Below are 13,323 nucleotides of genomic sequence, written 5' to 3'. Positions count from 1 at the left end.
TCTTCAAGAGTTGAACGACTGAGCCAACGCGGCGTAGTCGCTGCGCAGCGTGGCGTCGAGAATTTCACGCGGGTAGTCGGCGGTGACCACGGCCTCGCCTAGGCGCTTGAGCAGCACCAGGCGCAACTGGCCATCGAGCACCTTCTTGTCCACCGCCATATGTTCGAGAAACTGCGCCGGGGTCATGTCCCGCGGCGGTACCACCGGCAAACCCGCCGCCTGTAGCAGACGGACGCCGCGATCGCGCTCGGCCGCCGACAACCAGCCCAGGCGATGGGACATCTCCAGCGCCATCACGGTGCCCGCGGACACCGCCTCGCCGTGCAGCCACACGCCATAACCCTGCTCGGTCTCAATGGCATGACCGAAGGTATGGCCGAGGTTCAGCGTCGCCCGCACGCCGGACTCGCGCTCGTCGGCACCGACCACCCGTGCCTTGGCCGCACAGGAGCGCTCGATGGCATAGGTCAGCGCCGCCTGATCCAGACTGCGCAGCGCCGGCATATTGGCCTCGAGCCAGCCGAGGAAGGGCTCGTCGCAGATCAGTCCATACTTGATCACCTCCGCCAGTCCGGCGGAGAGCTCACGTGCGGGCAAGGTGTTCAGGCTTGCCGTGTCGATCAGCACCGCCTTGGGCTGGTAGAAGGCGCCAATCATGTTCTTGCCCAGCGGGTGGTTGATCCCGGTCTTGCCGCCGACCGAGGAATCGACCTGCGACAGCAGGGTGGTCGGCACCTGAATGAAATCCACACCGCGCTGGTAACAGGCCGCGGCAAAACCGGCCATGTCGCCGATCACCCCGCCGCCCAGAGCGACCACAGTGGTACGCCGGTCATGGCGCGCTGTCAGCAGGCCGTCGAAGATCAGCTGCAGGGTCTCCCAGTTTTTGAACGCCTCGCCGTCCGGCAACACCACCGAGGCCACATTGAACCCCGCCAAGGACTGCAACAGGCCCTGCAGATAAAGCGGCGCGACAGTTTCGTTGGTCACCACCGCCACCTGCCGCCCACCTATATGCCGAGCCAGCAGCTCGGGCTGGGACAGCAGACCACTGCCGATATAGATGGGATAGCTGCGCTCGCCGAGTTCAACGTGAAGAGTCTGCATGAGGCCCCCAGAATAAAAAGGGCTCTAGGATAGCGCAGTTCGTCCCGCGCTTTAACGGGGCGACAAGGCTTCCAGGCGCGCCAGGATTTCCTGCACCACCATGCGCGGTGGGCGCTCGTCCGTTTCGATGACGATATCGGCGACCTCCCTGTACAACGGATCGCGCACCGCCATCAAATCCCGCAGCACCTGGGCCGGGTTGGCCGTACGCAACAGGGGACGATTGCGATCGCGCGAAGTGCGGTCGATCTGCTGCTCCACCGAGGTATGCAGGTACACCACCCGCCCCCCGGCATGCAGCGCCTGGCGATTCTCCGGACGCATTACCGCGCCGCCGCCGGTGGCGAGCACCAGGCCGTCCTGCAGCGACAGCTCGGCGATCACCGCCTGCTCCCGCTCGCGAAAACCCTGCTCCCCCTCGACATCGAAGATCCAGGGAATATCGGCACCGGTGCGCTGTTCGATCTCCTTGTCGGAGTCCCTGAAGGGCAAACGCAGTTCTTTAGCAAGCAAACGCCCGATGGTGCTCTTTCCAGCTCCCATCGGGCCAACGAGGATTACATTCCGCACTTAGGTCATCGGTTCACGGCAATGGCTTGGTTGTTCATGATGCGCGGAGTGAGGAAAACCAGCAACTCGGCCTTGTTGTCGGTGACGATATCGCGGCGGAACAACCGCCCCAGATAAGGCAGGTCGCCGAGGAAAGGAACCTTCTCGACCGCCTTGGTTTGGGTATTGGAGAACACGCCACCGAGCACGATGGTCTCGCCATCGTTGACCAGCACCTTGGCATTGACCTCGTTCTTGTTGATCGGTGGGACGCCATTCAGGGCGCGAGCAAAGTCGGGCGCATCCTTGGTGACCTTGACCTCCATGATGATGCGGTTGTCCGGGGTGATCTGCGGCGTCACCTCCAGGGACAGAGCAGCCTCCTTGAAGGATGTGCTAGTGGCGCCGCTGGAGCTCGCCTCCTGGTAGGGAACCTCCTGCCCCTTCAGAATCTTGGCCGTCTCCTTGTCCGAGGTCACGACCTTGGGCTGGGAAACGATCTCGCCATTACCGGTTTTTTCCATGGCCGAGAGTTGCAGGTCCAAGGTCACATTGTCCGTCAGGAAGCCGATGCCGATACCCGAGGTGCTGCCGACCACACCCATGTCGACGAAGGGCACAGGCGAAACACCGTCCTCCAGCGTGAAGTCACCCACCGTATCGGTACCCGGCAGGAATGCCTGCCCCTCGTCGAACGAGGTAGCGCCATCCTTGCCGTAAACGCTCCAGTTCCCACGAGTATGCGCTCCGCCCCAACGCACACCCAAGGCCTTGTCGTAGTCCACGTTGGCCTCGACGATGCGCGCCTCGATCATCACCTGACGCACAGGGATATCGAGCTGGGCGACGATACGGCGCAATTCGTCCAGACGCTCCTGAGTCTGGTAGGCAATGATGCTGTTGGTACGGTCGTCGACGGTAATCGAGCCGCGGGTATCGGCCGCCCCCTCGGCCCCGGTCACCGACTGGAACAGCTTGGCCATGTCGGAGGCTTTGGCGTAGTTGACCTGAATCAGCTCGCGACGCAGCGGTGCCAGTTCGGCGATCTGCTTCTGCGCCTCGAGCTCCTGGCGCTCGCGCGCCGCGATCTCGTCGGCCGGAGCGACCAGCAGCACGTTGCCCACCTTGCGCTTGTCCAAACCCTTGGTCTTGAGCACCAGATCCAGCGCCTGGTCCCAGGGCACGTTCTGCAGGCGCAGTGTGATATTGCCGGTGACCGTATCGCTGGCCACCAGGTTCAGGTCGGTGAAATCGGCGATCAGCTGCAGCACCGAACGCACGTCGATGTCCTGGAAGTTAAGCGACAGCTTCTCGCCGCTGTAGGCAAAACGCTCGGCTTTGCGGCGCTCGGCGTCATCCTGGGTCAGCGGCTTGATGCTGACGGTTAGCTTGTTGTCGGTCTGATAGGCAAGATAGTCATACAGCCCCGTCGGCTCGATGAGGATACTGGTCTTGTCGGAACTGCCAGTGGCGCTGACGAACTGCACTGGCGTTGCGAAATCCTTCACATCCAGGCGCACGCGCAAGGACTCCGGTAGTTGAGTCTTAGCGAAATCCAAGCGGATCTTGCCACTCTGCTCCTGGATATCGGGGCTCACCGAAGCATCGGAAAGCGTGATCACCACATTACCCTCACCCTGCTCGCCACGTTGGAAATCGATATTACTTATCGATTTTGCTTGTGGCCCATATGCCTTGGGCGAGGTAACAGGGGCAGCCTGCGCAACAGGAGGCGTCGAGACCGTAGCGCCAGAGGAGCCTTCGCCAACCAGCACGAAGAGGTTGTTACCATCCACGCGAGTACTGTAAGGCGCCAACGAAGTAAGATTAACAATGAGACGCGTGCGATCCTTAGCCTCGACAATGGTCACACTGCGAGCATTACCAACACCAAGCTCCTTATTCTTCGCACCAAGCTTGTTGGCCACCCCCGGCAAATCCAATGCAATTCGTGCTGGCTGCTCGATGGTATAGCCACGCGGCGCCACGACAGGTTCGTCGAACGACAGTTTGAGTTCAACGCGGTCGCCTGGAAGGCTGGCCACATCCAGCGCCTGCAGGTTAGCCGCCAGCGTGGCGGATGAAAGCATGGTCACCAGCAAGGCAACGCTTATACGCGACAAGGAGCCGTTCATATTCATATTCCGTTGGGCAGACAGATTATTTATTTTCATACTCGCTTCGCTCCCTTAAGAGCGCTCCTTTAAGGAAAGGCTACGTGGCCGCTCCAACCAACCGCCCTCGCCATCCGGAACGATTTCCATCACATCCACCTTGGACTCATCGATCGCGAGAATTTTTCCGTGATTACGCCCGAGGTAGTCGCCTACTTTTACTCGGTGCACGCCACCAGCACCGCTAACCAGAGCATAGAAACCCGTCGCATTTTCGAGTGTCCCGACCATCACGAAAGTTTCTATGTTAAAGCCCTCGAGAAATTGCTTGGCGCGCGCCTCATCAGGCTTAATTTCCTGAGTTCCCTTTTGACGGCTAACCACATCCACCCTGACAGGGGGCTGAAAGGGGCTTCGCAATGAGGCGGCACGATAAGTGAAGCTTTCATAGGGTTGAAACTTGGGCAACGGCTCAATCGCACCCTTGGGGCGCGCGCGCACCTCATCCATATAAGCGCGCAGATCGGCAAAGTCGCCACCCGAACCACAACCAACCAGTACAGACAAAGCCAAGACCAGAGCTAAACGAGAAAGGCGCATCACTGTACCCCCTTGTCATTGTAACGATAGGTCTTGGCCAGTATCCGCATACTCAACCTGCTGGAACTTTCCTTACTTTCCGGAAGCAATTCGAAGTCATGCAACGTCACGATACGCGGCAAGCTGGCCACGCCACTGACGAAGGTCGCGAGATCGTGATAGCCACCGACCACCTTGATCTCGATGGGCAGTTCTATATAGAACTGCTGCGCCACTTCCGGCAGCAACTTGATCTCGGAAAACTCCAGACCGCTCCCCAGCCCGGTGCGCGTGATATCTTCCAGCAAACCAGGCACTTCGGTATCACTTGGCAACTGCCTCAGCAGCGCGCCAAACGAGACTTCCATTTCTTTCATCTGTTCCTTGTAAGCCTCCAGGTTTGCGGCCTGGAAAGCCTTGCTGGAAAACTGCTCTTTCAGCGTAACCTCTTCACGCTCCTGCCTCTCCAACAGCTCTCGCAGCTCTTTCAAATGGAGGTTGTAACCCAGTGCCAGTACAACAGCCAGCAGCAAAAAACCCGCAATGAATTTAACCGCTGCCGGCCATGACCCAACGTTGTTAAAGTCAAGGTCATTGAAATCAATATTGCGCAGACCTTCGAGCGACTCGCGCACACTCATTTCCCAGCCTCCGTTTCTTCCAGCTGCGGCTGGGTTTGCTGAACAGTCAGCTGAAACACGTTGGCCTGATCCACGGCCCCTGCAGTAACAGCCTTGACCTCGGTCAAGTTAGGCGCTTGCAACCAATCGGAACCATCCAGGTTGCGCATCAGATTGGAAACACGATTGTTCGATTCCGCCGCACCGACAATGGCGACGTTCTTGCCGGTCATCTTGACGCTGGTGAAATACACGCCATCGGGCAAGGTTCTCACCAACTGATCGAACACCCGCGCCGTGATCGGGCGGTTGCCCTGCAGGTCTTGAATGATCTTCATCCGCTCCAGCAGCTGTTGACGGCGGGTCTTCAGCTCGCTGATTTCCTTGATCCGTGCATCCAGAACGGCGATTTCCTTCTTGATGAAGTTGTTGCGCGCATTCTGCCGCTCGATGGCGGCGTTGAGCAGTTGATCGCCAAGGAAAACCACACCGGCGGCCACGACGAGCACACCCACCAGGGTCACCAGGAAACGCTGCTTGCGCTCTTCGCGCAGCTGTTCGCGCCAGGGAAGTAAGTTGATCCGTGCCATCAGTCGAAACTCCTCATCGCCAGACCACAGGCAATCATCAGTGCCGGCGCGTCACTGGCCAGTGCACCAGCGTTGACCTTGCTACTCAGCGCCATGTCGGCGAAGGGATTGGCCACGAGAGTTTGCGTGCCGATCTTCTGCTGGATCAGGCGGTCGAGGTCGGGGATGGAGGCGGTACCGCCTGCCAGGAGGATGTAGTCGACATCGTTGAACTGGCCGGCGGCGAAGAAGAACTGCAGGGAGCGCGATACCTGTTGGACCACAGCCTCCTTGAAGGGCTGCAGCACTTCGCTTTCGTAGTCGTCGGGCAAACCGCCCTGCTTCTTGGCCAGACCGGCCTCTTCGACCGACAGGCCGTAGCGGCGCTGCACTTCCTCGGTCAGCTGCTTGCCGCCGAACAGTTGCTCGCGGGTATAGATGGTGCGGCCGTTGTGCAGCACGCTGAGGGTGGTCATGGTGGCGCCGATATCGACCACGGCCACGGTCAGCTCGTCATGGCCGCCGCCCAGCTGGGCTTCGAGCAGGCCGTAGGCGCGCTCGAGCGCGTAGGCCTCGACATCCACCACCTTGGCGGTCAAACCGGCAAGCGCCAGAGCGGCTTCGCGCACTTCGACGTTTTCCTTGCGACAGGCCGCCAGTAGCACCTCGACCCGTTCCGGGTTGCGCGCGGCAGGGCCCTGCACTTCGAAATCAATGGCGACTTCTTCGAGCGGATAGGGAATGTACTGGTCGGCCTCGATCTTCAGCTGGTTTTCCAGCTCGTCTTCGGAAAGCCCGGCCTCCATCTCGATGGTCTTGGTGATGACCGCCGAACCGGCAACCGCCACGGCGGCCGTCTTGACCCCGGTCTTGGCCTTGGCCAACACCCGCGACAAGGCCTGACCGACCCCCTCCAGCTCGGCGATGTTCTTCTCCACCACAGCGTTTGGCGGGAGCGGCTCGACTGCGTAAGCCTCTACCTTGTAGCGGCTTCCCGAGCGACTCAATTCGAGGAGCTTGACCGAGGTCGAGCTGATATCGATCCCCAGCAGCGTATTCGCTTTCTTATTGAAGAGCCCTAGCACGACCGTTTTCCTATTGGCATCCGCGACTTACGGACTATTTATGTTTTTCCACATTAAATATCAGTCTTGACAGAAGCGCAAATGGCTACCCGGGAAAAAAAACGCTTATAATGTGATCAGCTTTTCCCTTTCAGCCTCAGCTCCTGCTTAACTCATTCTTTTACTTGGAATTCCGAACATTTTGATACGCCTGCTGAAGTTCTTCTGGTGGTCTTGCGTTGCCGTTTTTTGTGGGCTGTTGCTCAGTTTCAGCGGCGCGTTTCTTTATCTTAGCCCGACCCTTCCGTCCGTCGAGTCGCTGCGCCAGGTGCAGCTGCAGATCCCCCTGCGCGTCTACAGCAGCGATGCCAAGCTGATCGCCGAGTTTGGCGAGATGCGCCGCTCGCCGATTCGTTTCGACGAAATCCCTAAGGAATTCATCAGCGCGCTGCTGGCCGCCGAGGACGATAATTTCGCCAATCATTATGGCGTCGACGTGACCAGCCTGATGCGCGCTGCCACGCAATTATTGAAAAGCGGGCAGATCCAGACTGGCGGCAGCACCATCACCATGCAGGTGGCGAAGAACTTCTTCCTCACCAGCGAGCGCAGCTTCTCGCGCAAGATCACCGAGATCCTCCTGGCCCTGCAGATCGAGCGCGAGCTGAGCAAGGACGAGATCCTCGAGCTCTACGTCAACAAGATCTACCTGGGCAATCGCGCCTACGGCATCGAGGCGGCGGCACACGTCTACTACGGCAAGTCGATGCGCGAGCTGAACCTGGCGCAGATGGCCATGATCGCCGGCCTGCCCAAGGCGCCGTCGCGCTATAACCCACTGGTCAATCCGACCCGCGCCAAGGAGCGTCGCGACTGGATTCTCGGCCGCCTCTACCGCCTCGGCCGTATCGACCAGGCCACTTACGAGACCGCCCTGGCCGAAGAGGTCGACGCCCGTTACCACGTGCCCGCCCCCGAGCTCAGCGCCCCCTACATCGCCGAGATGGCCCGCGCGGAGATGGTTGGCCGCTACGGCAGCGAGGCCTACACCGAGGGTTTCAACGTCACCACCACGGTGCCCAGCCAGCTGCAGGAAGTGGCCAACAGCGCGCTGCGCGAAGGCCTGATCGACTACGACCAGCGCCACGGCTATCGCGGCCCGGAAAGCCGCCTGCCGGGCATGACCCGCGAGACCTGGCTCGCCGAGCTGGGCAAGTTCCGCAGCATCGGCGGCCTGGAGCCGGCCGTGGTGACCCAGGTGGAGAAGAGCGGCATCCTGGTGCTGACCCGCGGCGGCGAGGAGCAGGCGGTGTCCTGGGACAGCATGAAATGGGCGCGCCCCTTCCTCAGCACCAACAGCCTCGGCCCGCGTCCGCAGCAGCCGGTGGACGTCGCCCAGGTCGGCGACATCGTGCGCGTGCAGCGCCAGGCTGACGGCAGCCTGCGCTTCCTGCAGATTCCGGCGGCGCAGAGCGCGCTGGTGTCGCTCGACCCCTACAGCGGCGCCATCCAGGCCCTGGTCGGCGGCTTCTCCTTCGACCAGAGCAACTACAACCGCGCCGTGCAGGCCAAGCGTCAGCCCGGCTCCAGCTTCAAGCCCTTCATCTACAGCGCGGCGCTGGACAGCGGCTACACCGCCGCCACCCTGGTCAACGACGCGCCGATCATCCTCTCCGACGACTACCTGTCGCAGAAATGGCGGCCGAAGAACGACAACAACACCTTCCTCGGCCCGATCCGTCTGCGCGAGGCGCTGTACAAGTCACGCAACCTGGTCTCCATCCGCTTGCTGCAGGACATGGGCATCGACCGCAGCCTGCGCTACATCGAGCGCTTCGGCTTCGAGCCGCAGGACCTGCCGCGCAACCTGTCGCTGGCGCTCGGCACCGCCAGCCTGACTCCGCTGGAAATCGCCGAGGGCTGGGCCACCTTCGCCAACGGCGGCTACAAGGTCGAGCCCTACCTGATCGAGCGCATCGACGACCGCAACGGCAAACCGCTATTCCACGCCAATCCGGCGCGAGTGCCGAGCAGCGCGCCGGCCACGGACAGCGCCACGCTCGCAGTCAACGCCATCGGCGAGTTACCCCTGGAGGAACCCAAGGTCGCCGAGCAGATCATCGATGAACGCACCGCCTACATCATGACCAGCATGCTGCAGGACGTGATCAAGCGCGGCACCGGCCGTCGCGCCCTGGCCCTGGGGCGCGACGACCTGGCGGGCAAGACCGGCACCACCAACGAATCCAAGGACAGCTGGTTCTCCGGCTACAACGCCGACTACGTGACCACCGTCTGGGCCGGTTTCGACCAGCCGGAAAGCCTCGGCCGCCACGAATACGGCGGCACCGTGGCGCTGCCGATCTGGATGAGCTACATGGGCGCCGTGCTCAAGGATCGCCCCAGCCACCGGCCCAAGGAGCCCAAGGGGCTGCTCACCCTGCGCGTCGACCCGCTCAGCGGCCGCGCCGCGGCGCCCGGTACGCCGGATGCCTACTTCGAGCTGTTCAAGAGCGAGGATTCGCCGCCGCCGATGAGTGAGTTCGAGCCCGGCATGGGCGTTCCCGGCAGCCCGCTGCCGGCCGACGAAATGGCGCCGATCGATCTGTTCTAGAACAGCCCCCAGGCTAGACCGACGAAGCCTGATCCGACGGGCACTCCCGGATCACGCCTCCGGCCAAGGCGAGGCCTTTCTGCAGGCAATAAAAAAAACCCGCCGAAGCGGGTTTTTTTATTGCCTGGCCTTAGCCGTTGAACACTTCGTCCACCGAGTTCAGCGGATAGTGCTTCGGATAGGGCAGCGTGGCCACGCCGGACTCGATGGCGGCCTTGGCCACGGCATCGCAGACCACGGTGATCAGGCGGCGGTCCATCGGCTTGGGAATGATGTACTCGCGGCCGAACTCCAGCTTGATACCGCCATAGGCGTCGCACACGTCCTGCGGCACCGGCAGCTTGGCCAGGTCGCGCAGGGCCAGGGCGGCGGCGATCTTCATTTCCTCGTTGATGCGGGTGGCGCGTACGTCCAGGGCACCGCGGAAGATGAAGGGGAAGCCCAGCACGTTGTTGACCTGGTTCGGGTAGTCGGAACGACCGGTGGCCATGATCACGTCGTTGCGGGTCTCGTGCGCCAGCTCCGGCTTGATTTCCGGATCCGGGTTGGAGCAGGCGAAGACGATCGGGTTGGCCGCCATGCGCTTGAGGTCTTCCGGGCTCAGCAGGTTGGCGCCGGAGAGGCCGACGAACACGTCGGCGCCATCGAGGGCATCGGCCAGGGTGCGCTTGTCGGTCTCGGTGGCGAACACCGCCTTGTACTGGTTGAGGTCGTCGCGACCGGCGTGGATCACTCCCTTGCGGTCGAGCATGTAGATGTTCTCGACCTTGGCGCCCATGCTCACCAGCAGCTTCATGCAGGAGATGGCGGCGGCGCCGGCGCCGAGGCAGACGATCTTCGCCTGCTCCAGGGTCTTGCCGGCGATTTCCAGGGCGTTGAGCATGCCGGCGGCGGTGACGATGGCGGTGCCGTGCTGGTCGTCGTGGAACACCGGAATGTCGCACTGTTCGATCAGCGCGCGCTCGATCTCGAAGCACTCGGGGGCCTTGATATCTTCCAAGTTGATGCCGCCGAAGGTGATGGAGATGCGTTTCACGGTGTCGATGAAGGCCTGCGGGCTCTCGGAGTCGACTTCGATGTCGAACACGTCGATGCCGGCGAAACGCTTGAACAGCACGCCTTTGCCTTCCATCACCGGCTTGGAGGCCAGCGGGCCGAGGTTACCCAGACCGAGGATCGCGGTGCCGTCGGAAATCACTGCCACCAGGTTACCTTTACCGGTGTAGCGGTAGGCCAGCTCGGCGTCGCGGGCGATTTCGCGGACCGGCTCGGCGACACCCGGGCTGTAGGCCAGCGACAGGTCGCGGGCGGTGGCGGTGGCTTTGGTCAACTCGACGCTCAGCTTACCCGGGCGGGGTTGAGCGTGATATTCGAGAGCGGCAGTTTTGAGATCTGACATAGTGGCATTTCCGCTTTTGTTGGCTGTTGAACGGGCAGGCGGCCGAGGATACGCAAGTTGTATACAGCTGCACAAGACCGTTCGGTCGCTATTGAATCGACCGGCTAGCGCAGGGTTTTCAGCCAGTCGCCGGGACGCGGCTCACCGCCGGGATAGAGCCCGTTGAGCAGGCGCAGCTGGGCTTCGCCGTCACCCGGCAGCGGGCTGTCCTTGGCCAGCGCCGCCAGGCTCTGCCCGGCCTTGGCGCGGGCCAGGCGCAGGCGCACCGGCTCGGCCAGCTTGCGCTCCTCGGCCTTGAGCGGGCGGTAGCTGCGGATCACCTCGAGGAAATGCTGGTCCTGGCTTTCCAGGGAGGCGCGCCCCTTCACCACACCGATGAACAGATAGGCCCGCTCGCCGCGGTAGATCGCCGCCACGCGCCGCGCCGGCTGCCCCGGCAGCACCGCGGTGTAGCCCTGCAGCGCGCCCAGGCGCAGCTCTTCGCCGGCGGCCAGGCGCTGATTGCCGACCCGCTGGCGAAGAAATTCCGCCGGCGTCAGGCGCGTGTCCGCCGCCTCCAGGGTCATGGCGACGAAGGCCTGCTGATCGGCGCTGTGGCCGATCAGCACGTCCGGGCGATTGACCAGCTGCCAGCCGGCCGGATAGCTCAGGGTGAAATCCAGTTCGCCGTGATAGAAGTGCCGCCCGCGACGAATGCCGCTGGCGGCCGAGTCGCCGAACACCAGGCCGTCGAGCATCTGCAGGAAGGTATCGCGCCCCACTTCCTGGGACTCGCCGACCAGGGCGCGGGCCGGGCCGACCACCTGCTGCAGGCGTCGCTCGTTGTCCGGGTGGGTGTCGAACAGGCCGTGATAACCGCCGGCCGCTACCGCTTCGCCGCGCTTGGCGGCCTGGGCGCGGGCGAAGTCCTCCTGGTTCTTCAGCACCTTGACCACCTCGATCATCGCCTGCGGGTCGTAGCCGCTGCGCGCCAGGTACTGGGCGCCGAGGCCGTCGGCCTCCAGCTCCATGTCGCGGCCGTAGCCACGGACGAAGGCGTTGCCCATCACGCCGGTCAGGTCGCCCACCGCGCCGATGCCGGTGCCGATGGCCGCGGCCTGGCCGAGCAGGCCCCAGGCGGTGGACTGGCTCTGCTGGCGCACGCTGTGCCGGGCGGTGACGTGGCCGACCTCATGGCCGAGCACCGCGGCCAGCTCGGCCTCGGAATTGAGGTAGGCGAGCAACCCGCGGTGGATATAGATATAGCCGCCGGGCAGGGCGAAGGCGTTGACGTCGGGGCTGTCGACCAGGGTGAAGACATAGTTGAGCTGGCTGCGATGACTGCTGCGCGCCACCCGCTCGCCGACCCGCTGGATATAGGCCTGCAGCCTGGCGTCGTCGTAACGCGGGTACTGCTTGAGGATTTCCTGGTTGTAGCGCGCGCCGAGATCCAGTTCCTGGCGCTCGCTCATCATCACGAAGTCGTTGCGCCCGGTGGCCGGGTTGACCGCGCAACCGGCCAGCCAGGCACAGGCCAGACAGACAAGCACGGTTCGCATCATGGCAACACCTCCAGCATCGCCGGGTGGGTCAGTGGCAGCATCCACCGCGCCTGGGCGGATTTCAAGCCGCCGCGGGACTGGCGGTCGATCACCCAGCCGCGCGCCTCCACCCGCGCGCCCTCGAGGCGCTGCAGCGCGCGCACATCGAACTGCTCAAGCAGCGCCGGCGCCACCCGCAGCACCCGCCCGCCGTCCAGTTCCAGCCACAGGCCGCCACGATTGCGTTGCACCTGGCTCACGCGCCCGCCGAGCAGGGCGAAGCCGCCGCTGCGCAACTGACCGGCTGCCTGCACCTGCTCCTTGCGCCACAGCCCCAGGCGCTGCTGGCGCGCCTGACGCTCGGCCGCCTGCTGGCAACTCACCAAGGCGACGTTGGGCGCCACCGCGACCATGAAACCGAGCCCCTCGGCCAGCAGCCGCGCCTCCAGATTGCGCCCTTGGCGGTCATAGAGATGGGCCAGGGTGCGGCCGTAGCGATCCTTGCCCTCGCGCCCCGGACGCAGGCCGACACGGCCGTCGTTGGCCGCCACCAGCGCCTGCAGACGGCGCTGGGCCTGCACCGCGAAGGGTTCGTCGCCACGCCCCTGGCGCCCCAGTTCCGGCGCGTTGAGACCGATCAGGCGCACGCTGCGACCATCGACCAGGCGCAGGGTATCGCCGTCCACCACCTGCTTGACCGCCAGCTGCGGCAGATCCGCCTGCAGCGGGCAGAAGGCCTGGGCGAGCCCTGCCCAGGCGACAGAAACGAAAAAGGCGCCCACCAGGGACGCCTTTTTCAGCTTCACGGACAAGACCATGGGCCGTTCCGCAATCGCGCGGTCGCTTACTTGGTAGCGCCGAACACGCCGAAGCGCTGCTTGAAGCGATCGATACGGCCGCCGGTGTCCAGCACTTTCTGCTTACCGGTGTAGAACGGGTGGCACTCGGAGCAAACGTCGAGGCTCAGGTTCTTGCCCAGGGTGGAGCGGGTCTTGATCACGTTGCCGCAGGAGCAGGTGGCGTCGATCTCGACGTAATTCGGGTGGATATCGGCTTTCATGGGGCTTTCCTCGGGGTGTTTGTGCCGCCACCCGACCCAACGTCAGGCACCGCACAGAAATAGGCCGCGGATCATACCAGAGCCGCCAGTCGATGCAAGCCGCGCGGGGTGCCGACCGTCGCGTGCTA

General features: G+C 63.1%; 12 protein-coding genes. 1 reads left to right on the top strand and 11 read right to left on the bottom strand.

Features of this window, described 5'->3' with window-relative positions:
* Window positions 1–3: 3 nt before the first annotated feature.
* The 7 genes from aroB to ACIGFL_RS01055 are packed head-to-tail and all read right to left on the bottom strand — an operon-like array spanning window position 4 to window position 6,623.
* Entirely contained in the window at window positions 4–1,107 is a 1,104-nt protein-coding gene (gene aroB / locus ACIGFL_RS01085) for a 3-dehydroquinate synthase (RefSeq protein WP_397495839.1), read from the bottom strand.
* 51 nt (window positions 1,108–1,158) lie between these two features.
* Window positions 1,159–1,677: a shikimate kinase AroK gene (aroK, locus tag ACIGFL_RS01080; RefSeq protein ID WP_397495838.1), complete on the bottom strand. Its 519-nt coding sequence runs from the start codon at window positions 1,675–1,677 to the stop codon at window positions 1,159–1,161.
* 5 nt (window positions 1,678–1,682) lie between these two features.
* Window positions 1,683–3,791, bottom strand: coding sequence for a type IV pilus secretin PilQ (gene pilQ, locus ACIGFL_RS01075; protein ID WP_397495837.1), 2,109 nt, complete (start codon window positions 3,789–3,791; stop codon window positions 1,683–1,685).
* A gap of 54 nt (window positions 3,792–3,845) precedes the next feature.
* Window positions 3,846–4,370 carry a type 4a pilus biogenesis lipoprotein PilP gene (gene pilP, locus ACIGFL_RS01070; RefSeq protein WP_082457771.1) on the bottom strand — a complete coding sequence of 175 codons (525 nt, stop codon included), beginning with the start codon at window positions 4,368–4,370 and terminating at the stop codon, window positions 3,846–3,848.
* Entirely contained in the window at window positions 4,370–4,990 is a 621-nt protein-coding gene (gene pilO / locus ACIGFL_RS01065; RefSeq protein WP_021441993.1) for a type 4a pilus biogenesis protein PilO, read from the bottom strand. Before pilO ends, pilP begins: the two co-directional genes overlap by 1 nt.
* Window positions 4,987–5,559 carry a type 4a pilus biogenesis protein PilN gene (gene pilN, locus ACIGFL_RS01060; RefSeq protein WP_397495836.1) on the bottom strand — a complete coding sequence of 191 codons (573 nt, stop codon included), beginning with the start codon at window positions 5,557–5,559 and terminating at the stop codon, window positions 4,987–4,989. The genes pilO and pilN overlap by 4 nt, the downstream gene beginning before the upstream one ends.
* The gene (locus tag ACIGFL_RS01055) at window positions 5,559–6,623 is read right to left on the bottom strand and encodes a pilus assembly protein PilM (protein WP_397495835.1); all 1,065 of its coding nucleotides are present in this window, start codon (window positions 6,621–6,623) and stop codon (window positions 5,559–5,561) included. The genes pilN and ACIGFL_RS01055 overlap by 1 nt, the downstream gene beginning before the upstream one ends.
* Before the next feature lie 181 nt (window positions 6,624–6,804).
* Between ACIGFL_RS01055 and ACIGFL_RS01050 the strand changes: the two genes are divergently transcribed.
* The gene (locus ACIGFL_RS01050) at window positions 6,805–9,216 is read left to right on the top strand and encodes a penicillin-binding protein 1A (RefSeq protein ID WP_397495834.1); all 2,412 of its coding nucleotides are present in this window, start codon (window positions 6,805–6,807) and stop codon (window positions 9,214–9,216) included.
* A gap of 130 nt (window positions 9,217–9,346) precedes the next feature.
* Here the strand turns inward: ACIGFL_RS01050 and ACIGFL_RS01045 are convergent, their stop codons facing one another.
* The 4 genes from ACIGFL_RS01045 to rpmE form a co-directional block, all read right to left on the bottom strand.
* Entirely contained in the window at window positions 9,347–10,615 is a 1,269-nt protein-coding gene (locus ACIGFL_RS01045; protein ID WP_031302588.1) for a malic enzyme-like NAD(P)-binding protein, read from the bottom strand.
* A gap of 104 nt (window positions 10,616–10,719) precedes the next feature.
* Window positions 10,720–12,156, bottom strand: coding sequence for a M48 family metalloprotease (locus tag ACIGFL_RS01040; RefSeq protein ID WP_397495833.1), 1,437 nt, complete (start codon window positions 12,154–12,156; stop codon window positions 10,720–10,722).
* Window positions 12,153–12,953, bottom strand: coding sequence for a thermonuclease family protein (locus tag ACIGFL_RS01035; protein ID WP_397495832.1), 801 nt, complete (start codon window positions 12,951–12,953; stop codon window positions 12,153–12,155). The genes ACIGFL_RS01040 and ACIGFL_RS01035 overlap by 4 nt, the downstream gene beginning before the upstream one ends.
* A 26-nt stretch (window positions 12,954–12,979) precedes the next feature.
* On the bottom strand, window positions 12,980–13,195 hold the full coding sequence (gene rpmE, locus ACIGFL_RS01030) for a 50S ribosomal protein L31 (protein WP_021445703.1): 216 nt from the start codon (window positions 13,193–13,195) through the stop codon (window positions 12,980–12,982).
* Between the last annotated feature and the right edge of the window lie 128 nt (window positions 13,196–13,323).

The organism is Pseudomonas sp. NPDC077649, assembly GCF_044542855.1.
Taxonomy (GTDB): Bacteria; Pseudomonadota; Gammaproteobacteria; order Pseudomonadales; family Pseudomonadaceae; genus Aquipseudomonas.
The sequence above is the reverse complement of the archived record's forward strand: the minus strand, read 5'-3'. Positions and strand labels throughout refer to the sequence as shown.

Coding starts and splice junctions, on each gene's coding strand:
- rpmE (WP_021445703.1), bottom strand. CDS start 13,195: ATGAAAGCCGATATCCACCCGAATTACGTCGAGATCGACGCCACCTGC.
- ACIGFL_RS01035 (WP_397495832.1), bottom strand. CDS start 12,953: ATGGTCTTGTCCGTGAAGCTGAAAAAGGCGTCCCTGGTGGGCGCCTTT.
- pilP (WP_082457771.1), bottom strand. CDS start 4,370: ATGCGCCTTTCTCGTTTAGCTCTGGTCTTGGCTTTGTCTGTACTGGTT.
- aroB (WP_397495839.1), bottom strand. CDS start 1,107: ATGCAGACTCTTCACGTTGAACTCGGCGAGCGCAGCTATCCCATCTAT.
- pilQ (WP_397495837.1), bottom strand. CDS start 3,791: ATGAACGGCTCCTTGTCGCGTATAAGCGTTGCCTTGCTGGTGACCATG.
- ACIGFL_RS01045 (WP_031302588.1), bottom strand. CDS start 10,615: ATGTCAGATCTCAAAACTGCCGCTCTCGAATATCACGCTCAACCCCGC.
- ACIGFL_RS01040 (WP_397495833.1), bottom strand. CDS start 12,156: ATGATGCGAACCGTGCTTGTCTGTCTGGCCTGTGCCTGGCTGGCCGGT.
- pilN (WP_397495836.1), bottom strand. CDS start 5,559: ATGGCACGGATCAACTTACTTCCCTGGCGCGAACAGCTGCGCGAAGAG.
- pilO (WP_021441993.1), bottom strand. CDS start 4,990: ATGAGTGTGCGCGAGTCGCTCGAAGGTCTGCGCAATATTGATTTCAAT.